Here is a 25961-nt window from a genome sequence, read left to right on the forward strand (position 1 = left end):
CCCCGGCGGCTCGCGGCCGCTGTGACCACGGGGTCACAGCGGTCCGCGAGCGGCGTCCCGCTGCTCGACCCAGACCGCCAGCTGGGTCCGGTTGACGAAGTCGAGCTTGTGCGAGATGTGCTGCAGATGCGTCTCCACCGTGCGCCGGGCGATGACCAGTCTCGCCGCGATGTCCCGGTTGCTCAGCCCGGCCGCGACCAGGCGCGCGATCTCCGACTCACGCGGCGTCAGCGGCGGGAGGTCGGCCGGTTCGCCGACGGACGGGGCTCCGGAGCCGGCCAGGGCGTCATGCGGATTCCGTCGCCGCCCCTCGGCGAAGGCCAAGTCGAACCTCTTGTCCCCCAACGCCTTCCGGGTGGCGTCGTGGAACATCCGGTGGGTCACGGTGACGGCCACGTCAGGCTCGGCGTTGCAGCGGTCCCAGAGCGTGGCGGCGGTCCCGAACAGTTCCGCCGCACGGACCCATTCCTCGCGCCTTGCCGACACCCAGGCGAGGCCGTCCAGCCGGTAGGCCGCGGACATCATGTCGGACACACGGAGGTCGATCTCCAGCGCGGAGCGGATGAACCGCTCGCCGTCGTCGAGATCGCCGCCGAAACAGGTTTCGACGACTCCCAGCCCGAACAGGGCCATGGAGCGATACCGGTACTCCCCCGCTTCCTCGCACAGACGGCGCATCGAGCCCAGCAGCTCCCGCGCGCCCGGCCGGTCGCCTAGGTAGGCCAGTGCGACCCCCTGGATGAACATCGGATGCATCTGGTGGCGTACGTCGCCTCGCTCACCGAATATGCGCGTGGCCTCCGCCGCGCTGACCATGGTGTTCGGTTCCGCGGACAGCATCCTCACGAAAGCACGCGCGTGGGCGAGGTAGGGAGCGGCTTCGTCGTCCTCGATCGCCTCGGCGGCGGCCAACCGCTGCCGAGCTCGCGGTAGATCCGCGTGCAGGGCGGCGCAAAGGGCCGCGACCGCCAGGCCACGGGCCCGTCCCCGGGCCTCCGGTGACATCGCCTCGAGCGCGCGATCGATCCAGTCGCGCAGTTCCCAGGCCGCGCCGCGGGCCACCCAGTATTCGATCACGCCGGTGGCCATCTCCAACGCCACCGCGCCTTCACCAGGGGTGCGGAGCGACCACGACAGCGCCTCGCGGATGTCGGCGTGCGCCGCCGTCAGGCGTTCGTACGCCTCGTCCTGCCCCGGCCCGAACCACGCGGCGGCGGCCTGGTCGATCAGCCGGGCGTAGTGGTCACGATGCCTTCTCGCCACGGCGAGCTCGTCACCGGAATCGGCGAGCCGCCGCCCGCCGTATTCGCGAAGCAGCCGGAGCATCCGGTAATGGACCCTGTCCGTGCCGTTGACGCGGGCCAGCACGGACTTGTCGACCAGGCCGTCCACCGCGTCGAGCACGGCCAGGCCGCCGTCATCGGCGCAGACGTCCTCGGCGGCGGCCAGATCGAACTGCCCGGCGAAGATCGAACAGCGTGCCCAGACGATCCGCTCGGTCTCGGTGCACAGGGAGTGACTCCACTCGATGGTGGCGCGCAGCGTCCGATGCCGCTCGACCGCCATCCGGAGACCACTCGCCAGCACCCCCGAGTTCGTCTCGACCCGGTCCGCGATCTGCGACGGCGACAGCACCCGGATCCTGGCCGCGGCGAGTTCGATCGCCAACGGCAGGCCGTCGAGCCGTCGGCAGAGGCGGACGACATCCGCGACGTTGCTTTCGGTGACCTCGAACGCGGGCAGCACATTGGCGGCACGCTCCGCGAACAGCCGCACCGCGCCGAACGTGAGCGCCTCTCGCGGTGACCCGACCTCTTCGTGGGGCACGGCCAGCGGCGGGATCGCCAGAACCTGCTCACCGGCCAGCCCCAGTGAGCAGCGGCTGGTGGCCAGGACGACGAGGTCCTGGCAGTCGCGCAGCAACGCCGTCACCAGGTCCGCGCTGCCGTCGAGGAGATGTTCGCAATTGTCCAGCAGCAGCAACGACCGCCGGGGACGCAGATACGAAACGACGGCCTCCAGCTCGGTGCGCCCCGCCGTGTCGTGCAGGCCCAAGGCGTCGGCGACCGTGCGCGCGACGAGACGGTCGTCCCTCAGCTCACCCAGTCCGGCGACCGCCACACCGCCAGGGAAGGTCCGGGTGAGCGAACTGGCCACCTGAGCGGCCAGCCGTGTCTTGCCGACGCCACCGGCACCGGTCAAGGTGACCAGACGGCCGGTGCCGAGCAGCCGTCGCACCTCGTCCTCGTCGTCCGTACGGCTGACGTAGCTCGTCAGGGGCCGCGACCGGACCTCGCTGTCGTTCGTCATGTCCCTCATCACCCGTGGAACCAGCTGGTCCCTCATCGAAGCATGCCCGCCGAGAGGCGTGGGCTGTTCACACCACAGCCCGGACCTCGCCGCATAATGCCCCGGACCGGTCGTCCGCGCGCGCGCACGACGGCTGAGAGGCAGGTGGGACAGTCCATGACCGACCGGCTGGCCATCGCCAGGGAGCAGGTCGAACGCACGCTCGGCCCGAAGGTCGCGAAACGACTCGACGCGTTCGACGACGGGACCCTCTATGTCTCGGCAGGCGGCTGGGCCGAGTTGCTGGCCTGGTTGGTGGATTTCGCCGTCTACCTGCTGGGCGCGGGAGCCGGTTTCGTGGTTTTCGCGGTCGCCACCCGGAACAGCGTGCTCCCCGACAGCGCGGCCCTGCTGACCCTGCTCGGCCTGCTGATCGGTGTCCCGGTGGTCTACGGCCTGTTCTTCGGCAACGGCCGCGTCGTCGGCGCCGCGCTCACCGGGACCCGGCTCGTCCGGGTCAAGGACGGCGGGCGGATCGGCGCGGCGGCCTGCTGGGCCATGCTCGTGCGCACCCTGTTGTTCCCCCTCCTGCTCGTCGCGATGGTGCTGGCCGGATCGGGCGGCGTCGGTTCGGTCAGGAGGGTCAGCATCGACGAAGAGGCCACTCGGCGGCTCAATATCGGCTAGGTGTCCCACTCCGGTGCGTCGACGAAGTGGACGTCGTACCGCTCGTAAAGGACGTGATCGCGCCCGAAGACCTCCAAGCCGTCGGCCGCGCCATGCGCGCCGTCGCCGCGCGACTCGATCAGTGACGCGGCCCACCCACCTGAGCCGCTGCCACCCGGTAATGTCCGGATCATGAGCGACGCGCCGCCGACCCCTTCCGAGGCCTTCGACCTTCTGCTCTCCGGTAACCGACGCTTCGTCGCCGGCACCCCGGAACACCCGAACCAGGACGCGGTACGCCGCACCGAAACCGCCCCTGAACAGAGCCCCTTCGCCGTCCTCTTCGGCTGTTCCGACTCGCGACTGGCCGCCGAGATCATCTTCGACCGCGGGCTGGGCGACCTGTTCGTCGTCCGCACCGCGGGCCACGTCGCCGGGGCGGAAGTGCTGGGCAGCATCGAGTACGCCGTCAGCATCCTCGACTGCCCCCTGGTCGTCGTCCTCGGCCACGACTCCTGCGGCGCCGTCGCCGCGACCCGCGCGGCACTGACCGACGGACTCGGCACCAACAGCTTCGTCCGCGACGTCGTCGAGCGGGTCACCCCGAGTGTCCTCGCCGCCCAGGCCGCCGGGCTCACCGACAACGACGACATCATCGACGAGCACATCCGCCACACCGTCGACCTCCTCGTCGACCGGTCCAGGCTGCTCTCCGACAAGATCGAGGCCGGGAAGACCGCCGTCGCCGGGCTCTCGTACCACCTGGCCGACGGCAACGCGCGGGTCGTGACCACCCGCGGGTTGGACTAGGTCCTGTAAGTCCTGTTGGCGGTCTCCGCACCGAGGTGTCGCGAAAGCCACTTTCGGGACATCAGATGTCGCGAACGTGGCTTTCACGACACACTCCGGCTGCACGACCACTTGGACGCAGCCCGATTAGCGTCCTTTGTGGACACTTGAAGGGGACGCACCCTTACAGGACGCGACCTAGCTAGGCAGGAGCGCTCCGGCGAGCGCGAGCACGGATCCCGCGCCTGCCGCGGCAAGGATCGTGGTCACCACTCCGCGCCGGAACACGAACAGCAGGACCCCGGCACCGGCGAGCACGGCGTACTGCCATCCCCGGGTCAGGCTGAGCGCGAGCGGGATCGCCGAGCCGAGGATGGCGCCGACCGCCGCCGGACCGGCGCCGTCGAGGAACGCCCGCACGTTCGGGTTGCCGCGCAGCCGGTCGAAGTGCTTGGCACCGAACAGGATGAACAGGAACGACGGCGTGAAGGCGACCAGCGAGGCCAAGAGGCCGCCGGCGAGCCCGGCCGCGGCGTAGCCGACGACGGCGACGGTCTGCACCACCGGGCCCGGGGTGACCTGGCCGAGCGCGACCGCGTTGAGGAACTCCCCCGCGCTCATCCAGTGGTAGGTGTTCACCGCGTCGTCCTGCATGAGCGGGATGATCACGAAACCGCCGCCGTAGGACAGCATCCCGACCTTGAGCGCCACCCACGCGACGGAGGCGAACACTCCGGCGCCCGCGGCCGCGGCGGCCAAGGATTTGACGGGGACGGCGAACAGGGCGGCGGTGGACTCGCCGCGGCGTGCGCGGTTCACGGTCAACTCGATCAGGCCACAGCCCAGCAGGACGAGCACCAGCCACGGACCGACCAAGGCGGCCGACGCGGCACCCGCGACGACGTACAGCGCCCAGCGCACGCGGCCAGTGGCGGCCGCGCGCCGCCAGCCCGCCGGGATCAAGCCGACACCGGCGTGCACCGCGACGGCGGCCACGGCCGCACCCGCGCCCGCACCGGCTCCACGGACCCAGGCGGGCGGGGACCCCGTGAGGAACAGCGCGGCCAGCGCCAGGATCACGACGAGGCCGGGCAAGATGAACGCCGCGCCGCCGACCAGTGCGCCCGCACGGCCGCGTACCCGCCACGCGGTGAAGATCGCCAGCTGGGTCGACGCCGGGCCGGGCAGCAGGTTGCAGGCGGCGATCGCGTCCTCGAACTCCTGATCCGACAACCACTCCCGGCGCCGCACGCACAACTCGCGGAGTAGGGCGATGTGCGTGGGAGGCCCGCCGAACCCGATGCAGCCGATCCGGCCCCATTCCCGCAGGACGGTCCCCAGGCTCGGCGCGGCGGAAGCGTCCTCTGTGGACTCTGTCGACGGCGTCAACGGGCCGCGGGCTGGAACAGTTCGACCGGATTGCCCGCCGGGTCGTCGAACACGATCTGGCGGCCACCCGGCCCGGTTACGACGTCACTGCGGAACGGGACGCCGTCCGCGCGCAGCCTGGCGACTTCGGCATCGATGTCGTCGACGATGAGATGGATGCGGTTCCAGCCACCCGGTGCCGGTTTCGTGCCGTCCGGCATCGGACGGCCCGCCGAACTCGCCGGCCCGCTCAGCAGCAGCCGGAGATTCCCGCGCACCACGTCGGCGAACGCGGGCAGCACGCTCGAGCGCACGGCGAAACCCAGGTGCCCGGTGTAGAACTCGACGGCGGCCGCGACGTCGTCGACCAGGTAACGCACACTCACCAAGTCCGAAGTCATTTCCTCACCTCATCGTTGCGGTACTTCACGGTGCGGGCACGCCGAACCGGGCGGTCAGGAACCCGATCCGGCGGTCCAGTTCGGCGGCGAGACGACGGAACGCCGGATACGTCTCGCCCGCCTCGTCGATCTCCTTGGCCGGGTCCGGCAGGCTCCAATGGACGACGCGCGGGTGCCCGGGAAACTCCGGGCAAACCTCGCGGACACGGTCACAAAGGCTGATCACCCAATGGAATCGCCTGCGCCGAAGACCGTCCACATGGGACGACTCGTGAGTCAGGACGACGCCGCGCTCGGCGAGGGCGCGTACGGCGTCGGGATGCAGCGGCTTCGGGTGACTGCCCGCACTGGACACCTCGACCCTCGAACCGGCCCGATGCCGCAGCAGTGCCTCGGCCATCGGCGACCGTCCACTGTTCCCGGTGCACACGAACAGCACCTTGAGCCGGGGCCCGGCCCGCTTCGCGTCCATCGCGTCCGGCGCCAGGGCGGGGTGCAGCGAACGTCCCGCCTCGGCGAGCGCGTCCGCGCACTGCCCCAGATCGAGGTGATAGTAGGTGTCACGACCGTCGAAGCTGCTTCTCCGCGCCGTGACCAGCTCCGCGGCCCGCAGCTTGCGCAGGTGATAGGACACCAGGTTTTGCGGCTGCCCGACCAGGTCGACCAGCTCCCGCACCCGGCGGTCGCCGTGCGACAGCTCGCGCAGCAGCCGCCAGCGCAGCGGGTCACTCGCCAGCCGGACGAACGGCGGCGGATCCGCCGTCTCGAAGGTCACCACTGCCCGAAGATACATCAATACAGGTTGATATATCCAGACCGCAGGCCCGAAGGGTCAGACAGCGCGACGGGAACGCGACAGCGCGAGCCAGCCGAGAATCACGGCGATCAGCCCGATCACCAAAGCGATGAAGCCACCGACGATGCCGTAGCCCGTGCCGGGACCTCCCTTGGCCGCTGCCACCACGAAACCGCCGCCCGCCATGCCGAGCAGCCCCGCCGTCAGTGCCACGACGGCTCCTCGCCGGGCGTCGGAACGGTTGTGGGCAAGGACAAGACCGCCGACGACAACGCCGATCGTCCCCGCCAGCACGGCCGCCAAGGACCAAAGGCGCCCGGGAGTCAGGTAGCCGGCGGCGATCGGTTCGGACAACAAGTGGACCGTCATGGGGTGCTCCTTCTCTCGACGACTGATGTCCGCCGATGGTGTCCGCCGGACCCGCCCCGCGTCGTCCGGTGAACGCGGGCATTCCGGACTGCCACAGAGGTCGTGGAATACCGCGTGCGTGGTAGTCGATGGATCGTCCACGCGGAGGACTCGCGCGGGCGGGCGGCTGGCTAGGGTGCACGCATGAACAGGGTCTGGGACTGGGCGATCGCCGTCGGGGTGACGGTGGTCCTGCTGGTCACGGCACTGTCCGGTGAGGACACCGTCACGAGCCTCGGCCCGCTGGGTTACGTGGCGCTGGTCGCCGGTGGCCTGGCGCTCGCCGCGCACCGCCGGGCTCCGGTCACGGTGCTGGCCGTGACCGGGGCGTGCGCGCTGGGGTACCAGGCCGTGGGTTTCACCGTGCCCGCCGTCGCCTATCTGGTCGCGGTCTACGCCGCCGTCCGCGCCGGTCACCGGATCGTCGCCGTCGCGGGGTCGGTGCTCATGATCTTCGCGCTCCCGCTCGTACTTCTGGTCTCCGCCAACGCCTCTTTTGTCAGCGATGCCTTCGCGCAGAGCCGTGACGCCCTTCAGCTGGCCTGGCTGATCGCCGCCGGCGCGGCGGGCGAGGCGCTACGACAGGCCGAGCGGCGGGCCGACGAGGCCGAGCGCACCCGCGAGGAGACCGCGCGGCGCCGGGCGGACGAGGAGCGGCTGCACATCGCACGGGAGCTGCACGATTCGCTCACCCACCAGATCTCCGTCATCAAGGTGCAGGCCGAAGTCGCCGTCCACCTGGCCACCAAACGGGGTGAGGCGGTGCCGGAATCGTTGCTGGCGATCCGCGAGGCCGGTCGTGAAGCGACCAGGGAGCTGCGGGCGACCCTGGAGGCCCTGCGCGACGACGAAAACGATCCACCGTACGGGCTCGACCGGATCCCCGACCTGGTGGACCGGGCACAGGCGACCGGCCTGGACGCGACGCTCACCGTCGAGGGACAACGGCGTGACCTGCCCGCGGCCGTGGACCGCACCGCGTACCGGATCGTCCAGGAATCCTTGACCAACATCGCCCGGCACGCCGCGGCCACCACCGCGTCGGTCCGGATCGAACACCGTCCCGGTGCCCTCGCCATCCAGGTCGACGACGACGGCAAGGCCGCACCGGGCACCACCCCGATCCCGGGCGTCGGGCTGCTGGGGATGCGTGAACGGGTCACCGCTCTCGGCGGACGGCTCGACGCCGGGCCGCGAACCGCGGGCGGGTTCTCCGTCCAAGCCGAACTTCCCGTGGAGCCAACGTGATCCGTGTCCTGCTGGTCGACGACCAGCCGCTCCTGCGCAGCGGATTCCGCGCGCTGCTCGACGTCGAGGACGACATCGAGGTCGTGGCCGAAGCCGCCGACGGGCGCGAAGGCGTGGCACTCGCCAAGGAACACCTGCCCGACATCGCGCTCATCGACATCCAGATGCCGGTCGTGGACGGGATCGAGGCGACCCGGCGCATCGCCGCCGACCCGGCCCTGTCCGGCGTGCACGTCGTCATCCTGACCAACTACGGCCTGGACGAGTACGTGTTCAACGCGCTGCGCGCGGGCGCGGCGGGGTTCCTCGTCAAGGACATCGAGCCCGAAGACTTCCTTCACGCCGTACGGGTCGCCGCGCGCGGCGACGCCCTGCTCGCGCCCTCGATCACCCGCAAACTGATCGATCGGTACGTCACCCTCCCGCTCGGTGCCGGCAGCGGTACCGGGCTGAAGGAATTGACCAACCGCGAACGCGAAGCCGTGACCCTGGTCGCGCGCGGCCTGTCCAACGACGAGATCGCCGACCGGATGGTGATCAGCCCGTCGACCGCGAAAACCCACGTCAACCGTGCCATGACGAAACTCCACGCCCGCGACCGCGCGCAACTCGTGGTCCTCGCTTACGAATCGGGCCTGGTCGTACCGGGTTAACCGCTCCGGCATCGGGTACCCCCTCCGAAAACCCATCGGAAGGAGGGACCGGTGCCTGGCGGAACCGAAGCCGGGACGCTACGGCGGTACCGGCGGGCGTGCGACTACCTCGCCGCGGCGATGATCCACCTCAAGGACAACATCCTGCTCCGCGAGCCTCTCCGGCCCGAACACCTGAAACCGCGGCCGCTCGGGCACTGGGGCACTTGCCCCGGCCTGACCCTCGTTTACGCGGGCCTGAACCGTCTCGTTTCCGAGACCGGGCAACGGACCCTGCTCGTCACGGGACCCGGACACGGCGCGCCCGCCATCCACGCCAACCTCTGGCTGGAGGGCACTCACGCGGAATACGACCCTCAGCTGTCTCTCGACGAGCGCGGGCTCACCGAACTCGTCAAACGGTTCTCCTGGCCCGGCGGCTTCCCCAGCCATCTCTCCCCCGAAGTCCCCGGTGTCATCCACGAAGGAGGAGAGCTCGGGTACGCCCTCGCGACCGCTTTCGGCGCCGTCCTCGACGATCCCGGACTGCTGGTCGCCTGCGTGATCGGTGACGGGGAGGCCGAGACCGGGCCGACCGCCGCGGCCTGGCACAGCCCCAAATTCACCGGCAAGGGTGACGGCCGGGTGCTGCCCATCCTCCATCTCAACGGCTACAAGATCGCGTCGCCGACGATCTATGAAGCGATGTCCGAGGACGAACTCGCCGCCTATTTCACCGGCTGCGGCTGGAGCCCGATCCTGGTGGACGTCCGCGACAGCGAAGATCCGGACACCCCACTGGCCGAGGCGCTGGCGCGGGCGCACGAGCGCGACACGGGCCCGCCGCCGATGATCGTCCTGCGAAGCTCCAAGGGAGCGGGCCTGCCGCCGACCACGCCGGACGGGACGCCGCTCGAAGGCACCTTCCACGCTCATCAGGTCCCCCTGCCCGGCGCCGCGGACGATCCGCGGGAACTCGCCGCGCTGGAACGCTGGCTGCGGTCCTATCGGCCCGAGGAACTCTTCGACGAGAACGGGGTCCCGGCCGCGGACATCCTGGCGGTGCCGCCCGCTCCCGAATTGCGGCTCGGCCGGGCCCCGCAGGCCGACGGAGGACGGCTTCGCCGCGACCTGCCGCTGCCGGATGTCGCGAAGTACGCCGTCGCGGTCGACGAGCCCGGCGCCGCCGACGCGAGCGCCCCCGAAGTACTCGCCGAGTGGCTGGCGGAACTCGTCCGGCGCGCGCCCGCCACGTTCCGCGTCGTCTGCCCGGACGAGCTGGAGTCCAACAAGCTGGGCGCGCTTCTCGAAGCGACACCACGCCAGTTCGACCGTGACGTTCCCGGGTACACCGAGCATCTCGGCCCGCGCGGCCGTGTGCACGAGGTGCTGTCGGAACACCTGTGCCAAGGGTGGCTGCAGGGCTACCTGCTCACCGGACGGCACGGCCTGTTCCCCTGCTACGAAGCCTTCGTGTCCATTGTGGACAGCATGGTCAACCAGTACGCCAAATTCCTCAAGATGGCGGCCGAGGTGCCGTGGCGCGCACCGGTGGCGAGCCTGAACTACCTGCTCACCAGCGACGGCTGGCGCCAGGAGCACAACGGTTACAGCCATCAGGGCCCCGGATTCATCAACCAGATGCTGACCAAGAAGGCCACCACCTCGCGGATCTACCTCCCGCCGGACGCGAACACGCTGCTGGAGACGATGCACCGCTGTCTCGGCTCGACCGGCCTGATCAACGTCGTCGTCGCCGGGAAACAGAGCGGCCCCCAGTGGCTGTCGCCCGGCGAGGCCCGCGCGCACTGCCGGGCCGGTGCCGCGGTCTGGCCGTGGGCGAGCACCACCGAAGGCGAGGCCGATGTCGTCCTGGCCTGCGCCGGGACGACCCCGACGGTCGAAATCCTCGCCGCTGCGCAGCTGCTGCGCGAAGCCGCGCCGGACCTGCGGGTGCGGGTGGTGAACGTGGTCGACCTGCTCGCGCTCTGCCCGCCCGACCGGCATCCCCATGGGATGTCCGAGGAGGCTTTCACCGACTGCTTCGGCGAACACACTCCGGTGGTGTTCGCCTTCCACGGCTACCCGTCCGCGGTACACGAGGTGTTGCACGGACGTCCGGGCACCGACCGGTTCCATGTGCACGGCTACCTGGAGGAAGGCACCACGACCACCCCGTTCGATCTGCTCGCGAGCAACCGGATGACCCGCCACGACCTCGCCGCCGACGCCGTCCGGCGAGCGCCGGGCTGGGCTTCGGCGGGCGGTGACCTCGCCCGCGACCTGATCCGGCGCCGGGACGCCGTCCTGCGACAGTCCTATCAGGACGGTCAGGATCCGGCGGGGATCACCGGCTGGCGGTGGCGGGCATGAGGATCCTCACCGTCAATCCCGGCTCGGGAAGCCTGCGGCTGCACGTGGTCGACGGCGAGGACGTCGTCGACTCCGCGGAGATCGAGAAGCCGCCCGCCGACGCCACCGAAGACGTCCAGTCCTTTGTGGAGGGTTTGAAGGTCGACGTGGTCGGCTACCGGCTCGTGCACGGCGGGTCCGCGCTCATCTCGCCGTCCGTGGTGGACGCCGGCGTGCGCGAGGCGATCGCGGCGGCGAAATCGCTGGCGCCACAACACGTCCCGAACACCGAAGCCCTGCTGGAGCAGCTGACCGGCCTGCTGCCGGACGTGCCGCACGTCGTCTGCCCGGACACCGCCTTCCACCACGGGCTCCCGGAGGTCGCGCGGACCTATCCGCTGCCCGCGCGCTGGCGTGAACGCTGGGATCTGCGCCGCTACGGCTTCCACGGACATTCGTTCGCGTGGGCGGTCCGGCGTGCCGCCGAGCTGCTCTCCCGCCCGGCCGCCGGGCTGAACCTGCTCGTGGCGCACCTGTCCGGTGGCAGCTCGGTCTGCGCGGTCTCCGGCGGGCGCAGTGTCGACACGTCGATGGGCTTCACCCCGCTCGAAGGCACGATGATGGCCAAAAGGTCCGGCAGCGTCGACCCCGGCATGCTGCTGTGGCTCCTGCGGGAAGGGCACGTCGCGCTGGACGAACTGGAGGACGGCCTCTACCACCATTCGGGGCTGCTCGGGCTGTCCGGCAGCTCGGACGACACCCGCGAACTGGTCAGGGACAGCCGGTCCGGTGACGTCAGGGCACAGTTCGCCATGGCGGTGTTCGAGCACCGTGCCCGTCGTGAAATCGCGGCCGCCGCGGCGAGCCTCGACCACGTCGACGCGCTGGTGTTCACCGGCGACATCGGCTGGGACCAACCCGAGGTCGCCGAGGCCATCGCGGGCGGCCTCGGCGTACTCCGGATCCAGGGCGGCCTGTCCTCCGAACGTTCGGAGGACGCGGTCATCAGCGGCGCGAACGCGCGGATACCGGTCCTGACCGTGCGGTCGCGCGAGGAACTATCCCTGGCGTCGGCGGCAGCCGCCGCGGTGCGGTCAGGGCCGGCTTCCTGAGCCGCCCCGGACCGCCTTGCCGGTGCCGCGAGGGAAGCCGTGTTTACCGGTCCGGATACCCTTTCGACGTCGATTCATGTGCCGCGGCGTGATTGCCGGCGAAGCGAGCCGGGTAGCCCACCGGTATGGCTGCCGCACGCACCCTGGCCCGCAAGCTGATCGACGAGCACCTCGTGGACGGCGAGCCGGTCGCCGGTGCCGAGATCGGCCTGCGCGTCGACCAGACCCTGACCCAGGACGCCACCGGCACGCTGGTCATGCAGGAGGTGGAGGCGCTCGGGCTCGACCGGGCGCGTACCGAGGTCAGCGTCCAGTACGTCGACCACAACCTTCTCCAGGCCGACGAGAAGAACGCCGAAGACCACGCGTTCCTGCGGTCGGCCTGCCGCCGGTACGGCCTCTGGTTCTCCAAAGCGGGCAACGGCGTCTCCCATCCGACCCATATGCAGCGCTTCGGCGTTCCCGGCCGGTCACTCGCCGGTTCGGACTCGCACACCTGCGCCGCCGGATCGCTCGGCATGCTGGCGATCGGCGTCGGCGGCCTCGAGGTCGCGCTGGCCATCGCGGGTGAACCGCTTCGCCTGCGGATGCCCGAAATCTGGGGGGTGTGGCTCACCGGCGAGCTACCCGAATGGGTGTCCGCCAAGGACGTGGTGCTGGAAATGCTGCGGCGGCACGGGGTGAGCGGCGGGGTCCACCGGATCATCGAGTACCACGGCCCGGGCCTGGCCGGCCTCACCGCGATGGACCGGCACGTCATCGCGAACATGGGCGCCGAACTCGGCGCCACCACGACCGTCTTCCCCGCCGACGACGCCGTGCGCGCGTTCTTGCGCGCCGAAGGCCGCGAAGACGACTTCACCGAACTCCGTGCCGACGAGGGCGCCTCCTACGACGTCGAAGACGAGATCGACCTCGGCACCCTCGAACCGCTCGTCGCCGAACCCTCGTCGCCGGGCAAGGTCGTCCCGGTCCGTGAGGCCGCCGGAACACCGGTCGGCCAGGTCGTCATCGGCTCCTCGGCCAACCCGGGCTTCCGTGACTTCGCGGTCGCCGCGGCGCTGGTCAAGGGACGGCAAACGGCGGATTCGGTGAGTTTCGACGTCAACCCCACGTCGCGTCAGATCCTGGTCGACCTCACCCGCGCCGGACACGTCACGGAACTGCTCGCCGCCGGGGCCCGGATCCACCAGGCGGGGTGCCTCGGCTGCATCGGGATGGGCCAGGCGCCGGCGACGGGCCAGAACTCGCTGCGCACCTTCCCGCGCAATTTCCCAGGCCGCTCGGGGACCGCCGACGACGCCGTGTGGCTCTGCTCGCCGGAGACCGCCGCGGCGTCCGCGGTGACCGGCGTCCTGACCGACCCGCGCGGCTTCGCCACCGGCCACGGCATCCCGCATCCCGACCTCGCGCCGCCGGAACGCTCCGCGGTGAACACGCGCATGCTCGTCGAGCCACTGCCGGAATCCGAAGCCGCGGACGAGGAACTGGTCAAGGGCCCCAACATCTCCGGTCTCCCGGACTTCGACCCCCTGCTCGGCCGGCTCGAAGCGCCGGTGCTGCTCAAGACCGGCGACGACGTCTCCACCGACGAAATCTCCCCCGCGGGCGCCCGCGCCCTGCCGTTCCGGTCCAACATCCCGAAACTCGCGGAGTTCACCTTCACCCGGATCGACGAGAACTATCCGCGCCGGGCCGCCGAAACCGGTGACCACTTCGTCGTCGGCGGCTCGAACTACGGACAGGGCTCCTCGCGCGAGCACGCGGCCATCACCGTCCGCCACCTCGGTCTCCGTGCCGTGCTGGCCCGCTCGTTCGCCAGGATCCACTGGCAGAACCTCGCCAATTTCGGGGTCCTACCGCTGGAATTCGCGGATCCGGCCGACTACGACAAGGTCTCGGCCGGTGACGTCCTCGTCCTCGAAAACCTCCACGAAACCCTCGCCGCGGGCGAACTGTCCGTGCGCAACCGGACGCGAGACGAGCAGTACTCCGTCGTCCACCGGCTCTCCCCCGGCCAGCTCGACGCGGTGCTCGCCGGCGGCCGGATCCCTTTGCTCGCCCAGAACTGACCGAAGTACCGATCCGAGGAGGAAAGACCGATGGCCACCTGCGAAGTCTGCGGAAACGACTACGACAAGGCCTTCGAGATCCGCACGGTCGAGGGAGCGACGCATACCTTCGACTCGTTCGAATGCGCGATCCACCAGCTCGCCCCGATCTGCGACCACTGCGGATGCCGCGTGGTCGGGCACGGGATCCAGGTGGAAGACCGGTTCTTCTGCTGCGCCCACTGCGCCAGGGAGAGTTCCGTCGCCGGTGGTGACAAGGCTCGCGACTCCGTGTCGGCTTCCCGTTGAGGGGTAAGGCAAAGGTGTCGTGGCGTCGAGCGTGTCGCGAAAGCCACTTTCGGGACGTTGGATGTCCCGAAAGTGGCTTTCGCGACATGGTCGCCGGTCCGTGCCTCGGACGCAGGCGCTCGATCAGATCGCGAACCGCAGGATCGCGCCGACGCCGTCGCCGAGGCCTTCCCCGCTGACGGGGACGATGTCCGCGCCTTCGGCCAACGCGGCCGCGGGAAGCGCTTCATCCGCCCGGCACTCCAAAAGGGCCTCCGCGCCGGTCCCCGAGAGTTCGAGTTCCTCCCTCGACGTCGCGATTTGAGCCGGAGCGTCCGTGACCCAGACCAGGCGATCCGCCAGCGAATCGGCGTCGATCAGCAGTGTCTCCACGGCACTTGACCGCAGCGCGGCGGTCGTGCGCGCGAGCCCATCCGCCGCCAGTCCGCCCTCACGGCCTTGTTCCACACGGAAGCGTTCGATCACGTCCTGGCGACGGCGTTCCGCGTGCTCGATGAGGACGCGGCGCACCTCAGCTTCCAGTGCCGACGGATCGCTGCCGTCCGCTCGGCCGCCTTCTTCGAGCTCGACGACCTTTTCCTTGCCGCGCGGGGCGAGTTCTTCACGCACCAGCGTCCGCGCCTGCACCTCGCCCGCGAGGATCAGCGCCGCGGCACCGACGGAGTCGGCGAGTTCGACGGCCGCGCGGGCCACCTCCGCGGCGTTGCGCTCGACCACGGCCTCCACGCGATGCTGGATGTTCCAGTAGGCCGAGCCGCCACCGCGCACCTTGTGCACCGGGTGCTCCTCACCCTGGACGGTCCGCCGTTCGGCGCCGTCCTCACCCGCCGCGAACAGATCGGCCCCGGTCTTGTCCACGACCACCACCACATGCGGTACGACGACCGGGCTGAGCCGCAAGAGCGGGAGCAGATACGGCTGCCGCGCGACGCGGACGATCTCCCGGGGCGGCGGCTCCACGAGTTCCTCGTCGAGGACGACCTCGTCCCCGCCCGCGACCAGGGCACGTCCGGCCCTGCCCTCCGAAGGTGGCGCGGCGGCCACCGCGTCGTCGAGCGCGGTGAGCGTCCGCTCCCGGGCACCCTCGTCGGCGAGTTGCTTGCGGATCGCACGCCAGCGCAGGTCCAGCTGCGCGGCGGCGTCCTCGGTGTTGTGCGAGTTGTCGAAGTAGACCGACGCGAACGGGCCTTCACGTGCGGTCACTTCCCGGAGCGTTGAGCTGTGCACGGCGTCTCCTGTCTCGTCGGTTCCGTTGCCGATCTTCGGGTACCCGGGAGCGGGCGACCGAATCATGACCGGCCGCGAGCCTGGCGAGCGTGCGATGGCAGACCTTGCCGGTCCGGCCCAGCGGGAGTTCGGGCAGGGTGAGCAGGAGTTCCGGCAGCTTGCGGACGGCGAGGCCTCCGGCGGTGAGGAACGCCGTCAGTTCGGTCAACGTCGGCGAGTGCCCATCACGGACGGTCACGCAGGCGCAGAGCCGTTCACCCAGACCGGGGTCCGGGACCGGGACGCAGGCGACCTCGCTGATCGCGGGATGGTCCCCGATCGCGAGCTCGACCTCGGCCGGGCTGATCGTGTACCCGCCGCGGATCACCACGCGTTTGCGCCTGCCGGTGACGTGGAGCCTGCCCTGGTCGTCGAACCGGCCGTTGTCGCCCGTCCGCACCCAGCCCCCGTCGAGCCGGTTCGCGGCGTCCAGTTCCGGCGCGCCGACGTGGCACAACGGTGTCATCGGACCTCGTGCGCAGATCTCGCCGTCGACGAGGCGGATCTCGCACACCGCGGGATCCGGGACGCCGACCCCGTTCTCCGGCTCCGTCGTATGACAGTTGACGCCGTCGGACGAACCGTAGATGTCGATCATCCCGACGCCGAACCGCCGACGGCAAGCGTCGCGTGTCGAAGGCGGCAGCGTGTCGCCGCTCGACACGATGGACACGAGTCCGGAAGTGTCCACCGCCGCGGTGTGCTCGACCATGCGCCGCCACATCGCGGGAACGGCGAACACCTGTGTCGGGCGGTGCTCGGTGATCAGCCGGAGCGCCGCGCCCGCCTCGAACCGGCGCGTCAAGATCAGCGTGCCCCCGGCGCGGCACAGCGTCACCGGCACCCCGAACGAGCCGAATCCCGAGGTCAGCGAGACGAGGACCAGGTCGCGAGGGACCGCGGTTTCACCATGGACGGCACGGAGATAGTTGGCCCGGCCGCCGGCGAAAGCGTTGTGCGAGTAGGCGACCATCTTCGGTTCCGACTCCGAGCCGGACGACACCAGGATCCTGGCCGGAGCGTCCGGATGCGGGCGGACGTGAGCCGCGCGGCGCGGATCCGCCGAGCCCGTCACTCGTCCGTTCTCGATGACGAACCGGACACCCGCGCGGTCCAGGAGGCTGTCCGAACCGGACGGCAGCGGCAACACCACGGCGCCGAGCGCGAGGACCGCGAGTTCGGCGATCACCGCGTCGCGTCCGTCGGGTTCGCGCACCGCGACGATCTCCGTCGAACCGCATCCGGCGACCGCGAGCCGGGCCGCCAGTTTCCGCACTGCTGCGTCCAGCTCCGCGTAGTCGAGCGCGCCCTCGTCGTCGATCACCGCCGTGCGCAACGGATGTTCGCGGACCCGGTCACGGAACAGCGAGTACAGCTCGCGATCCGGGCAGTGTCCACATCGGACCCATTCGCGCCGTAACGCGGTGGGCACGAGGTCACGCAGGACCACCCCGGTCGCCGACACCCACGTCATGAGGTGAATTCCCACGGCGACCCGACGAGTACGCAGTCGGTCTGGATCAGCGCGCGGGAGAACCGGGGATCCGCGCCCAGGGCGGCGAGGTCGTCGCACACCGGAACGGTCAACGGACGATCGCAGGACCGCCAGGCGCCCGCGTTGAGCCTGCCCGCCGCGGACAGCAGTGATGACTCGACGCGGGTGGCGCCACGGGCCAGCCCCGTCACGATCCCGTGCGCGCAGACGACCCCGCCGAACACGTCGACGATCGTCATCAGCGACGACGGGACGCCCGCGTGGGCCTGCACGACGAAATCCGTGCCCACCCGTGGTTCCGGTCCCGCTTCGGTGCCCCATCCCGACGCGTGCGCGTACAGGATCCCCGGCCGGGCGCGCGCCAGATCGAGGGCGCGCAGCGACCATTGCCCGGCCTTGCCCGGCGCCCAGTTGTGCAGGAACACGTCGGCCCCGGCGGCGAGTTCGAGCAAATGGCTTCTGCCGTCCGGTGTGTTCAGGTCGATCTCGACGACTTCCTTGCCGTCGTTGAGCGCGCGAAACCTGGCCGACGTCCGCCCTGCGATCGGCGGGACCCACCGCAGCGGATCTCCGCCCGGCGGTTCGATCCTCAGCACCGTCGCGCCGAGCAGCCGCAGCAGGTGACCTGCCAGCGGGCCCTGCACCCGGCGGCATGATTCGAGCACGAGCAAACCGGACAACGGAAGCGGCTCCACCGGCCGGACCGGCCGATAGCCGCGGCCCTCGCCGCTCACGACGAACGCGGGCGAGATCTCGAGCGGGCCGTCCGCCACTCGCACCAGCGTCATACCGGACCGGACGGCGGCGGCCTCGATCTCGGCGATCGGCCGTGCGGCAAGGGTTTCCGTCAGCCGCGGCGGCAAAGGACAGGTCGCGGTGGCGAAGCGGTGCACGAACGGCCGCCAGCCATGGGCAGTCGTGCGCTCGTCCACGCCAAACAGCGGCCAGAACCGTTGCCACACCGCCGGATCGAGGGTTTCGATCTCGAAGGAGACCCCGTCGGCCGAGCGGAACGGCGGCCCGCCGGGAACCAGCGGCTCCCGGTGATCGTCGTCGGTCGTCGCCGCCGCGAGATACTGCGAGATCGCCAGCAAAGCCGCCTGCGCCAGTGAAGTGGACACGCCGCGCAGGGGGATCCCCCGGCCGTGGGCGAGTTTCAGCGCGACAGCGCCCAGTTCGGCGAGTTCGGCCGCGAGGGTGGACGCGTAGTCGAGCCCCAGCCGGGTCGGCACGCCGGACTTCCGGCCATGTACATGCATGATCCCGCAGGCGGCTTGGACGTCGAGCTCCCCGGCCATCGGCAGGTCGACGGGGCCGGCCACGGCCACGGTGTCGAGCGCGGTGCTCATCGCGGGCGCCTGCCGTGCACGGAGTACACGACACACGACGACGCGCGGAACCCCGGATCCGCCATGACCGCGCGCACCTCGGCGAGCTCACCGTCGGTCATGCCCGCGGCGATCAGCTTGTCCCGCAGGTGATGGGTGTGGTGGATCAGCAGGTTCAGCCCGGGTGAGCCCGCCCGCCACGGGAAGAGCACGGGCACCGGATCGACGTCGACCAGGCCCGCGGCGGCCATGGACGCGGCGGCGCGGCGGCCCCACGTGCCGTCCCCGCCCGCCATCGTGAACGTCTTTTCCTTGGCCGTCAGGAACTTCTCGTAGAGTTCCGCCGACCGCGCGTCGGGCGCGAGCAGCACCGGGCCGTAGGAGATGTCGAATTCGTCGATCTGCATCCACCCACCCGGCTTCAGTGCGCGGACCAGCGCGCGGAGGACGGTTTCCCGTTCGGGCAGATGCTGCAGCACCAGCCGGGCGTGGACGAGGTCGAAATCGCGGCGGGGCAACGGATCGCGGACGATGTCGTGCCGGAGCACGGTCAACCCGGGCCCGGAGGCGAGGTGGCCGGTCTTGATGTCGGTCGCCAGCACCGACCCGGTCGGCGCCACCTTGGCGGCGAGCCATTGCGCGACGCCGCTGCCGCCCGCGCCGACTTCGAGGCAGGACCAGCCGTCGCCGACGCCGGTCTCGGTCAGCCGCGCGAACGTGATCGGGTCGTACGCCTCGGAAAGACAGCGGTGCTGTTCAGTGGCGTGCCCACTGTCGTTGTCGAACACATAAGCCGTTTTCACGTCCACCTTCCCGATCCGTGCGTTTCGGCCGTCCCGGTCAGCCGCGCCAGCAGTTCCAGCCGCCGGACCTTCCCGGTCCCCGTTCTCGGGACCTCCTCCCACGGGAGCACCACCGGCTCCCCCAGCGGCGGCAGGTCGAGCACCGCGGCCCGCCAGCGCGCCGGGTCGAGCCCGGTGTCGGTCACCACGACCGGGATCGGCGCCCGCCCCGCCGCGGACAGCAGCACGCATTCGGCGATGGACGGAAGGCGGTCCTCGATCTTGTCCTCCACTTCGAGACAGCTCATGCCGGGAACGCTGTCGACCTCGCGATCCAGCAGGGTCACCGCGCCGGTCCGGCTCACCACACCGAGGTCGCCGGTGTTCCACCACGGGCCGTGGGCCTTGGCCTCCCACCGGTCCTGTTCACCCACGTACGCCACGCATCGCGCGCGAGTGCGGGCCAGCACCAGTCCGGCGGTGCCGGGCGGTACCGGTTCGGCGGTCTCCGGATCGACCACCCGCAACCGGGCGAGGCCCGGCAACGGCCTGCCGAGATCGCGCGTCGTCTGCGCGGACCGTCTGGTGAAGAACCGGAACGACAACGGTCCCGTCTCCGATTGACCCCAGCCCTGCATCCACAGTGGACACTTCCGGCCGGTGGCGTGGAGCATCGTCCTGATCACCGGGGGATGCACGGCGTCGTAGGTGCTGACGAACCTCCGTACCCGGCGGAACGGGTTCTCCGGCGTGCCCGCGAGCGGCCGCCAGCGCACGTACGCCGACGGCAGGGCCTCGATGACGGTCGGCCGATGGCGGCCGAAAACCGTTGCCGCCGAAGAGGAATCGCTCAGGATCACGATCTCCTTCGGCGCGAGGCACAGCGCCGACGCCGTCCAGCAGAAGGTGCGGCCGTGCGCGTACGCGCTGGCGTTGCCCAGCACGTCGTCACGCCGGAGACCGAGGACGGGCCAGCGGACCGACTCCGGGCGCGCCAGCCGGTCGATGATCGTCCGCGTCGTGTGGACGACCAGTTTCGGTGTGCCGGTCGTTCCCGAGGTGTGGCAGATGAGCAGGGGTGCGTCGTCGTGCCTTCGATGCGGCGCGGGCGGTGACGCGGCGGCGAAGTCCTCGACACGCAGGATCCGTTCCGCGCCAAGGGACGGGCGATCCGTGACGAGCACCGCGGGGCCGAGGCGTTTCAGCAGGAGTTCCACCGTGTCGTCCGGCAGCAGGCCGGACAGCTTCGCCGGGACCGCCCCGATCCGCACCGCGGCGCAGGCGAGCAGGTCGTAGTCCCAGTGGTTGCGTTTGACGATGGCGACCCGGTCCCCCGGCCCAACACCGGCTTCGGCCAGCCATCCCGCGGCGTCCCGCACCAGCCCGGCGAGTTCGGCGACGGTGTAGAACGTGCCGCGCTCCGGCGCGATGTCGAACGGCCGGTCGAGGTGGACCCTCGTCCCGGTGTGCGCGCATTGGTCGAACAGCGTTCCCATGTCGTGCGGTTTCATCGGGCCCTTTCCTCCGCCGGACGAGTGGCCAGCCGTCGAGCGGCCCGGAGACCGGAGCGGACGGCCGATTCGCTGCACGGGCTGAGGAAGACCCAGTCGCCCGCGTAATCGACGACGCCACGGCCGAGACCCGCCTCGAACGACGCCCGCAACGCGAGCGCCCGAGGCGTCGCTTCGGGCGCCGCATGCCGCACCCGCCGGACGATCGAGCGGCGAATCGCCGAGTTCAGGCCGGGAACGAGCGGTTCGGCGGCGCCGGCCAACCGGCTCGCCACGTCCTCGTCGGAGGCGTCGAGCAGCTCCGGCACCACGGCCGGATGGGCCATGAGCGTGACCAGTCCGCGGCCTTCCGGCGCGCGGCCGGGGTGTTTCAGATGGTCGAAGATGACCGTGGACACCGTGCCGTTTTCCGCGGTCGGCACGACCAAGGCGTAGTCGGGACCACCGAGCGGGCGATCGAGCAGCAGATGCGCCTTGACGACCGGGGTGAACGAGCACGCGTCGAGGAAATCCGAACCGTGCCGCGGGTACAGCCGCGCCGCCACCGGAGCGGGCACGGCCAGCACCACCGCGCGCGCCGTGATCTCACGCGTGCCACTGAGGATTCGCGCCGACGAACCGTCATCGACGACCTGATCGACCCGGAACCCCGTGCTGACGTCGGTTTTCGCGGCGAGAGCGCGGGCGAAGGTGTCCATGCCCTCGCGGTACGCCCGCCACGTCGGAGGTGGGCCCACCGCGGTGAGCAGGGCGAGCAGCGGCGCGGCCGCCGAACGCGCGGGATCCCAGCCGAAGAAGCCGGAGACGACCGGCTGCAGCAGGTAGTCCAGCAGATCCGGATGATGCGGGGCGGCGAGCTTCGCGACAGTGGCCCCGCCCAGCCGGGACGCCTCCGGGCGTTCGGTGTCGAAGCTCCCCCGGATCACGCGAGCCGCGTCCAGCCGCGCCCGGAGGGACAGGCCCGCTCCGGTGAGCAGCCCTCGCGGCTGTGCGACGCCGGATCGCGCCCGGCCCCGCCACATCGCGATGCCACGGCCGATCCGGGGCGCCGCGGCGGCGTCGATACCCAGCTCCCCCAGCAACCGCCAAGTCGCTTCGTAGCCCCGCTCGGCCATCTGCTCGGCACACGTGTCGATCAGGTAGCCGTCCTCGCGCAGGGTCGTCATCCGGCCGCCGACCACGTCGGCCGCTTCGAAGACCCGCGCTTCCCGCCCCGACTCGCCCAGCCGGTACGCGGCGGTGAGCCCGGCGACACCGGCGCCGATCACCGCCACGTCGACATCCGTCACGTGATCACCACCAGGTTCACCACGACCAGGGTCAGCACGGTGAGCCGGTGGATCCGGATGCCGAGCATCCGCGCCCGCAGGATGTCGTCCAGCGCGAACCCGAGCCACACCTGCCGGATCCGTGCCACGATCGTGGGCGACAGCGCGAGCGGGAACCACCAAGGACCACCGAGCGCGGGTACGGCGACGATCAGCGCGAACTCGGCCGCCGATACGGCGATCACGAAGAACATGTTGCCTCGTGGGGAGGTCAGGGCCGCGACCGTCGGCCTGCCGACCCGCCGGTCACCGTCGACGTCGTTGGTGTTGGAGTAGACGCCGAACAGCAGCGGCCCCAGCCCGAAGAGCAACGCCTGGGCGAGCGCGAATCCGGTGAACTCACCGGACGCGAGACCGTACGGCGCCAGCACCAGCGCCCAGCCGAGCGCCGCGATGAAGAACTCCTGGAAGCCGTGGTAGCTGAGCTTCACGCCCCACGAGTACTGCAACGAGAAGACGTAGGTGACCACGATGAGCACGACAGTCCACACAGGACGGTGGGGCGCGATCGCGATGGCCGCGAGCCACAACGCCGCACCGACGACGCCGGTCGCCCACGCGAACCGCAGCACCTGCTCCTCGTTCAGCGTTCCCGCCACGAGTGGTTTGCGGTACCGCTTGCGCCGGGCGTCGTCGGGCGAATAGTTCGTGATGTCGCTGCCGTCCCGGTAGCCGGTGAGGTCGTCCAGCGCGACCATCGCCGCGATCACGAACACCTCGCCGAGCAGGAACACACCGACCGAGGCCAAGACACCCGGGTCGAACCTCGACACCGGCGCGAGCAGCGTCCACACCAGGACCACGCCGAGGTAGTAGTCGACGATGTCGAGCTTCGCGAGCCGGAAGTACGCTTTGCCGCGCGTGACGGCAAGAGTGGTCATCGCGGGTCGTCCAGCGCGATCAGCGCGGCGAACGACCGGTCGCCGCCGTAGTGCAGCTCACGCCGTTCGAGCAGGCGGGCGCCGGGAAGCAGGGCCAAGTACTCCTCCACCGTCCGCAACCGCGAGAACCTGCCGACCGGGATGTCGGCCTCCTCGTACTCCACCAGGACGAGATGCCGTGCCGCCGCGGAGATCGCCCGGCACGCCTCGGCGATCTCGTCGTCGGCCAGCACGTGCATCAGCACCCAGACGCAGACGGCTGCGTCGAATCGCCTGTCCTGCCAGGGAAGCCGTTGGACGGTCGTCCGGACGAAGTCCACAGTGGACAGATGCGCGCAGTTCTCCCTGGCCAGCGCGAGCATCCGCGGGGTCATGTCGATCGCCGTCACCGTGCGGGCCTGCGCCGCGATGGCCGGGGTGAGCCTGCCCATCCCGCAGCCGATCTCCAGCGCGGCCCCCACCCCGCCGAGTGACCGCAGCAGGTCGGTGACGAGCCGGATGGTGCGCGCGGTCGTTTCGGCCGCGAGTTCGGCGGGCTGGGAGGCGCGCATGACCCGGGCCAGCCCTGGGCGCTCCGCGCGCCTGCGCCACTCGTCGGCGACCTCACTCGGCGCGGGGGTCCGGGTTACCTGCTGCATCAAGACTCCTTCGCGAATCGGCACACCGCGTCCGCGATGCGTTCCACCTGTTCGTCGGTCAGATGCGGGTAGATCGGGATGGCCAGTGTGCGTCGCGCCGCCGATTCCGCCGCGGGCCAGGCGCCGCCCGGCCGGGTGTAGCCGGCGAAAGCGGGTTGCCGCGGCAACGGTGCCCGGTAGTACACGTGCGAGCCGATCCCTTGCGCCGCCAGGTGATCCCGGAGTTCGTCCCGGCGCTCGCTCAGCAGCGAATAGACGTAGTAACACCGCCCGTCGCGAGCCGGAGGCGGCGCGAGCACCCCGCACCCGGCCAGCTCGGCGAAGCGTCCGGTGTAGTACTCGCCGATCCGCGCCCGGCGTTCGAGCCGCTGGGACAGGCCCGGGAACCGGTACAGCTGGAACGCCGCCATGATCTCGTCGAACCGGCTGTTGTACCCGACACAGTGATACAGGAACCGGTTCTCGCCGTCCTGGCCGTGGTTGCGCAGCATCCGCACCACCGAGCCGAGCTCGCGGTCGTCGGTGACGACCATGCCGCCCTCGCCCGGCATGCCGAACGTCTTGACCTGCACGAACGAGTACACGCCCGCGTCACCCCACTTCCCGGCCGGGGTTCCGGCGAGCGTCCCGCCCTGCGCGACGGCGGAATCCTCCAGCAGCCGCACCCCCGCGTCGGTGGCGATCCGGCGCAACGCCGGCATGTCCGCCATGACCGAGAACATGTGCGCCGGCATGATCACCTTGGTCCGCGGGGTGATCAGGCGGGCGACCGCGGCGGGATCGACGACCATGGTCCACGGGTCGATGTCGGCGAACACCGGGGTCGCGCCGAGCAGCGCGGGCGCGGCCGCGAGCGGTGCGCACCCGAAGGCGGGCACGATCACCTCGTCCCCCGGGCCGACGTCCATCGCGCGCAGCACCAGCATCAGCGCCGAGGTTCCACTGCCGCAAGCAATGGCGTCCGCGGCCCCGATCGAATCACGGATGACCTGCTCGAATCGGGCCGTATGCACTCCGAGAATGAATTTCTGTTCCGGCGCGAGGCCGACCCGCCTGACGATGTCCAGCAGTTCCGCGCGGTCGTCGTCGAAGAGATCCGCCGGGAAGAACGGGAGCGTCATCCGCGCCGTCCGTGATAGAAATCGCGGATCGAGTCGCAGACCCGGTCACAATCGGCGGCGGGCATATCCGGATACAGCGGTAACGCGAGAGTGTGACGGCAGGCATTCTCGGCGTTCGGGAATTCACCCTTCCGATAGCCGAGCCCGGCGAAGCAGGGCTGCAGATGAAGCGGCGTCGGGTAGTACACCTCGGTCTGCACGCCCTTCGCCGCCAGATGCGCCGCCAGGTCGTCCCGCGAGTCCACCTCGATCACGTACACGTAGAACACGCTGTCCGGCCGCGCCACCGGCAGCTTGCGCACCCCCGCGACGCCCGAGAGCGCCTCGGTGTACCGGGAAGCCAATTCCGCGCGCCGGGTGATGTCGTCGTCGAGCCCGGCGAGCTTCGCGAGGAGGACGGCCGCCTGGATGTCGTCCATCTTGCTGTTCAGGCCGGGCAGCCCGGTCTCCGTCGAGATCGCGGGGAAGTCGGCGATCGTGGCGCCGAACCGCCCGTGGTGGCGGAGCGCGTCGACGGTCGCCGCGATCCGCGGGTCGTCGGTGAGCACCGCGCCCGCGTCGCCGAGCGCGCCCAGCGTTTTCGTCGGGAAGAACGACAGCACACCACCGGTACCGAACAGTCCCGCGTGGGTGCCGCGGTGCCGCATGCCGATGGCCTCCGCGCTGTCCTCGACCACCGTGAGCCCGAGGCGGCGCGCGACGCCGAGGATCCCGTCGATATCCGTGAGCTGTGAGAACAAATGCGTCGGCATGACGAACCGCGTGCGCTCCCCGGCGGCGTCGGCCACCGCGGCGGGGTCGATCCCGTACCCGTCCGGCTCGATGTCGGCGAAGACCGGGGTGCCGCCCGCGAGCACGACCGAGGTCGCCGTGGCGCCGAAGGAGAAGGCCGGGACGACCACTTCCTCACCGGACCCCAGCCCCGCCGCCCTCAGCAGGAGGACGAGCGCGTCCGTTCCGCTGTTCACCCCGATGACGAACTTCGCGCCCGTGTACGCCGCCAGCGCGGCTTCGAGCTCGGCGACCTTGCGACCGTGCGAATATTTGCCATTCTCGATCACGTCGAGAATATGTCGCCTGGTACTGGTCCAGGTTCGCTCGAATGTGGCCGATTGGTCGTGGAAAGACACTGACAGTGTACCCACCTCCGGAGGCGTAGGAACCGTTCCCGAGCGTAGATCAGGCAATCC

The 25961-nt window shown here is 70.5% G+C and carries 24 protein-coding genes; 8 read left to right on the plus strand and 16 right to left on the minus strand.

Annotated elements, in window-relative coordinates:
• Positions 1–33 precede the first annotated feature (33 nt).
• Positions 34–2310 (minus strand): ATP-binding protein, encoded by a 2277-nt coding sequence (locus ACIRGA_RS15955; RefSeq protein ID WP_400941548.1) that lies wholly within the window; start codon positions 2308–2310, stop codon positions 34–36.
• Between the two features lie 156 nt (positions 2311–2466).
• On the opposite strand from ACIRGA_RS15955, the gene ACIRGA_RS15960 reads away from it, so the two are divergent.
• Positions 2467–2976, plus strand: coding sequence for a hypothetical protein (locus tag ACIRGA_RS15960; protein WP_400941551.1), 510 nt, complete (start codon positions 2467–2469; stop codon positions 2974–2976).
• Here the strand turns inward: ACIRGA_RS15960 and ACIRGA_RS15965 are convergent.
• The gene (locus ACIRGA_RS15965) at positions 2973–3149 is read right to left on the minus strand and encodes a hypothetical protein (RefSeq protein WP_400941554.1); all 177 of its coding nucleotides are present in this window, start codon (positions 3147–3149) and stop codon (positions 2973–2975) included. The two genes, ACIRGA_RS15960 and ACIRGA_RS15965, sit on opposite strands and share 4 nt — an antisense overlap.
• Here ACIRGA_RS15965 and ACIRGA_RS15970 point away from each other — a divergent pair.
• Positions 3148–3765, plus strand: coding sequence for a carbonic anhydrase (locus ACIRGA_RS15970; protein WP_400941557.1), 618 nt, complete (start codon positions 3148–3150; stop codon positions 3763–3765). The genes ACIRGA_RS15965 and ACIRGA_RS15970 overlap by 2 nt on opposite strands.
• 177 nt (positions 3766–3942) lie before the next feature.
• Here ACIRGA_RS15970 and chrA read toward each other — a convergent pair whose 3' ends face one another.
• The 4 genes from chrA to ACIRGA_RS15990 are packed head-to-tail and all read right to left on the minus strand — an operon-like array spanning position 3943 to position 6678.
• Positions 3943–5133, minus strand: coding sequence for a chromate efflux transporter (gene chrA / locus ACIRGA_RS15975; RefSeq protein WP_400941560.1), 1191 nt, complete (start codon positions 5131–5133; stop codon positions 3943–3945).
• Complete coding sequence (locus ACIRGA_RS15980) at positions 5130–5513, minus strand: VOC family protein (protein WP_400941563.1); 384 nt, start codon at positions 5511–5513, stop codon at positions 5130–5132. Before ACIRGA_RS15980 ends, chrA begins: the two co-directional genes overlap by 4 nt.
• Before the next feature lie 25 nt (positions 5514–5538).
• Positions 5539–6291 (minus strand): ArsR family transcriptional regulator, encoded by a 753-nt coding sequence (locus ACIRGA_RS15985; RefSeq protein ID WP_400941565.1) that lies wholly within the window; start codon positions 6289–6291, stop codon positions 5539–5541.
• A gap of 54 nt (positions 6292–6345) precedes the next feature.
• The gene (locus tag ACIRGA_RS15990; protein WP_400941568.1) at positions 6346–6678 is read right to left on the minus strand and encodes a DUF6223 family protein; all 333 of its coding nucleotides are present in this window, start codon (positions 6676–6678) and stop codon (positions 6346–6348) included.
• A gap of 183 nt (positions 6679–6861) precedes the next feature.
• Here ACIRGA_RS15990 and ACIRGA_RS15995 point away from each other — a divergent pair, with 183 nt between their 5' ends.
• From ACIRGA_RS15995 to ACIRGA_RS16020, 6 genes are all read left to right on the plus strand, one after another.
• The gene (locus ACIRGA_RS15995; protein WP_400941571.1) at positions 6862–7965 is read left to right on the plus strand and encodes a sensor histidine kinase; all 1104 of its coding nucleotides are present in this window, start codon (positions 6862–6864) and stop codon (positions 7963–7965) included.
• On the plus strand, positions 7962–8618 hold the full coding sequence (locus tag ACIRGA_RS16000; RefSeq protein WP_400941574.1) for a response regulator: 657 nt from the start codon (positions 7962–7964) through the stop codon (positions 8616–8618). The genes ACIRGA_RS15995 and ACIRGA_RS16000 overlap by 4 nt, the downstream gene beginning before the upstream one ends.
• Before the next feature lie 51 nt (positions 8619–8669).
• The gene (locus tag ACIRGA_RS16005) at positions 8670–10970 is read left to right on the plus strand and encodes a phosphoketolase family protein (RefSeq protein WP_400941576.1); all 2301 of its coding nucleotides are present in this window, start codon (positions 8670–8672) and stop codon (positions 10968–10970) included.
• On the plus strand, positions 10958–12061 hold the full coding sequence (locus tag ACIRGA_RS16010; RefSeq protein ID WP_400941579.1) for an acetate kinase: 1104 nt from the start codon (positions 10958–10960) through the stop codon (positions 12059–12061). Before ACIRGA_RS16005 ends, ACIRGA_RS16010 begins: the two co-directional genes overlap by 13 nt.
• Positions 12062–12186: 125 nt before the next feature.
• Positions 12187–14133: an aconitate hydratase gene (locus ACIRGA_RS16015; RefSeq protein ID WP_400941582.1), complete on the plus strand. Its 1947-nt coding sequence runs from the start codon at positions 12187–12189 to the stop codon at positions 14131–14133.
• A gap of 30 nt (positions 14134–14163) precedes the next feature.
• Positions 14164–14421, plus strand: a complete 258-nt coding sequence (locus ACIRGA_RS16020) for a Prokaryotic metallothionein (protein ID WP_400941584.1) — start codon at positions 14164–14166, stop codon at positions 14419–14421.
• A 123-nt stretch (positions 14422–14544) separates the two neighbouring features.
• Here ACIRGA_RS16020 and ACIRGA_RS16025 read toward each other — a convergent pair whose 3' ends face one another.
• The 10 genes from ACIRGA_RS16025 to ACIRGA_RS16070 are packed head-to-tail and all read right to left on the minus strand — an operon-like array spanning position 14545 to position 25832.
• A complete protein-coding gene (locus ACIRGA_RS16025; protein ID WP_400941587.1) occupies positions 14545–15624 on the minus strand; it encodes a hypothetical protein in 1080 nt (359 codons plus the stop codon).
• Positions 15611–17161, minus strand: coding sequence for a class I adenylate-forming enzyme family protein (locus ACIRGA_RS16030; protein WP_400941590.1), 1551 nt, complete (start codon positions 17159–17161; stop codon positions 15611–15613). The genes ACIRGA_RS16025 and ACIRGA_RS16030 overlap by 14 nt, the downstream gene beginning before the upstream one ends.
• The gene (locus ACIRGA_RS16035) at positions 17158–18531 is read right to left on the minus strand and encodes a CoA transferase (protein ID WP_400941592.1); all 1374 of its coding nucleotides are present in this window, start codon (positions 18529–18531) and stop codon (positions 17158–17160) included. Before ACIRGA_RS16035 ends, ACIRGA_RS16030 begins: the two co-directional genes overlap by 4 nt.
• Positions 18528–19319, minus strand: coding sequence for a class I SAM-dependent methyltransferase (locus ACIRGA_RS16040; protein WP_400941594.1), 792 nt, complete (start codon positions 19317–19319; stop codon positions 18528–18530). Before ACIRGA_RS16040 ends, ACIRGA_RS16035 begins: the two co-directional genes overlap by 4 nt.
• Positions 19310–20803 carry a class I adenylate-forming enzyme family protein gene (locus ACIRGA_RS16045; protein WP_400941597.1) on the minus strand — a complete coding sequence of 498 codons (1494 nt, stop codon included), beginning with the start codon at positions 20801–20803 and terminating at the stop codon, positions 19310–19312. The genes ACIRGA_RS16040 and ACIRGA_RS16045 overlap by 10 nt, the downstream gene beginning before the upstream one ends.
• Entirely contained in the window at positions 20800–22092 is a 1293-nt protein-coding gene (locus ACIRGA_RS16050; protein WP_400941600.1) for a protoporphyrinogen/coproporphyrinogen oxidase, read from the minus strand. Before ACIRGA_RS16050 ends, ACIRGA_RS16045 begins: the two co-directional genes overlap by 4 nt.
• Complete coding sequence (locus tag ACIRGA_RS16055) at positions 22089–23012, minus strand: UbiA family prenyltransferase (RefSeq protein WP_400941603.1); 924 nt, start codon at positions 23010–23012, stop codon at positions 22089–22091. The genes ACIRGA_RS16050 and ACIRGA_RS16055 overlap by 4 nt, the downstream gene beginning before the upstream one ends.
• Positions 23009–23650 carry a class I SAM-dependent methyltransferase gene (locus tag ACIRGA_RS16060; RefSeq protein WP_400941605.1) on the minus strand — a complete coding sequence of 214 codons (642 nt, stop codon included), beginning with the start codon at positions 23648–23650 and terminating at the stop codon, positions 23009–23011. The genes ACIRGA_RS16055 and ACIRGA_RS16060 overlap by 4 nt, the downstream gene beginning before the upstream one ends.
• Positions 23650–24771: a DegT/DnrJ/EryC1/StrS family aminotransferase gene (locus ACIRGA_RS16065; protein ID WP_400941607.1), complete on the minus strand. Its 1122-nt coding sequence runs from the start codon at positions 24769–24771 to the stop codon at positions 23650–23652. Before ACIRGA_RS16065 ends, ACIRGA_RS16060 begins: the two co-directional genes overlap by 1 nt.
• Positions 24768–25832 (minus strand): DegT/DnrJ/EryC1/StrS family aminotransferase, encoded by a 1065-nt coding sequence (locus tag ACIRGA_RS16070; RefSeq protein ID WP_400941610.1) that lies wholly within the window; start codon positions 25830–25832, stop codon positions 24768–24770. Before ACIRGA_RS16070 ends, ACIRGA_RS16065 begins: the two co-directional genes overlap by 4 nt.
• Between the last annotated feature and the right edge of the window lie 129 nt (positions 25833–25961).

It is taken from the genome of Amycolatopsis sp. NPDC102389, from assembly GCF_044765885.1.
Classification (GTDB): Bacteria; Actinomycetota; Actinomycetes; order Mycobacteriales; family Pseudonocardiaceae; genus Amycolatopsis.

Bases quoted from the DNA above. Each gene is read 5' to 3' on its own strand.
- ACIRGA_RS16055 (WP_400941603.1), bottom strand. From the start codon at position 23,012: ATGACCACTCTTGCCGTCACGCGCGGCAAAGCGTACTTCCGGCTCGCG.
- ACIRGA_RS16045 (WP_400941597.1), bottom strand. From the start codon at position 20,803: ATGAAACCGCACGACATGGGAACGCTGTTCGACCAATGCGCGCACACC.
- ACIRGA_RS15995 (WP_400941571.1), top strand. From the start codon at position 6,862: ATGAACAGGGTCTGGGACTGGGCGATCGCCGTCGGGGTGACGGTGGTC.
- ACIRGA_RS15955 (WP_400941548.1), bottom strand. From the start codon at position 2,310: ATGACGAACGACAGCGAGGTCCGGTCGCGGCCCCTGACGAGCTACGTC.
- ACIRGA_RS15960 (WP_400941551.1), top strand. From the start codon at position 2,467: ATGACCGACCGGCTGGCCATCGCCAGGGAGCAGGTCGAACGCACGCTC.
- ACIRGA_RS15990 (WP_400941568.1), bottom strand. From the start codon at position 6,678: ATGACGGTCCACTTGTTGTCCGAACCGATCGCCGCCGGCTACCTGACT.
- ACIRGA_RS15965 (WP_400941554.1), bottom strand. From the start codon at position 3,149: ATGATCCGGACATTACCGGGTGGCAGCGGCTCAGGTGGGTGGGCCGCG.
- ACIRGA_RS16065 (WP_400941607.1), bottom strand. From the start codon at position 24,771: ATGACGCTCCCGTTCTTCCCGGCGGATCTCTTCGACGACGACCGCGCG.
- ACIRGA_RS16020 (WP_400941584.1), top strand. From the start codon at position 14,164: ATGGCCACCTGCGAAGTCTGCGGAAACGACTACGACAAGGCCTTCGAG.
- ACIRGA_RS16060 (WP_400941605.1), bottom strand. From the start codon at position 23,650: ATGCAGCAGGTAACCCGGACCCCCGCGCCGAGTGAGGTCGCCGACGAG.
- ACIRGA_RS16030 (WP_400941590.1), bottom strand. From the start codon at position 17,161: ATGACGTGGGTGTCGGCGACCGGGGTGGTCCTGCGTGACCTCGTGCCC.
- ACIRGA_RS16035 (WP_400941592.1), bottom strand. From the start codon at position 18,531: ATGAGCACCGCGCTCGACACCGTGGCCGTGGCCGGCCCCGTCGACCTG.
- ACIRGA_RS16015 (WP_400941582.1), top strand. From the start codon at position 12,187: ATGGCTGCCGCACGCACCCTGGCCCGCAAGCTGATCGACGAGCACCTC.
- ACIRGA_RS15980 (WP_400941563.1), bottom strand. From the start codon at position 5,513: ATGACTTCGGACTTGGTGAGTGTGCGTTACCTGGTCGACGACGTCGCG.
- ACIRGA_RS15970 (WP_400941557.1), top strand. From the start codon at position 3,148: ATGAGCGACGCGCCGCCGACCCCTTCCGAGGCCTTCGACCTTCTGCTC.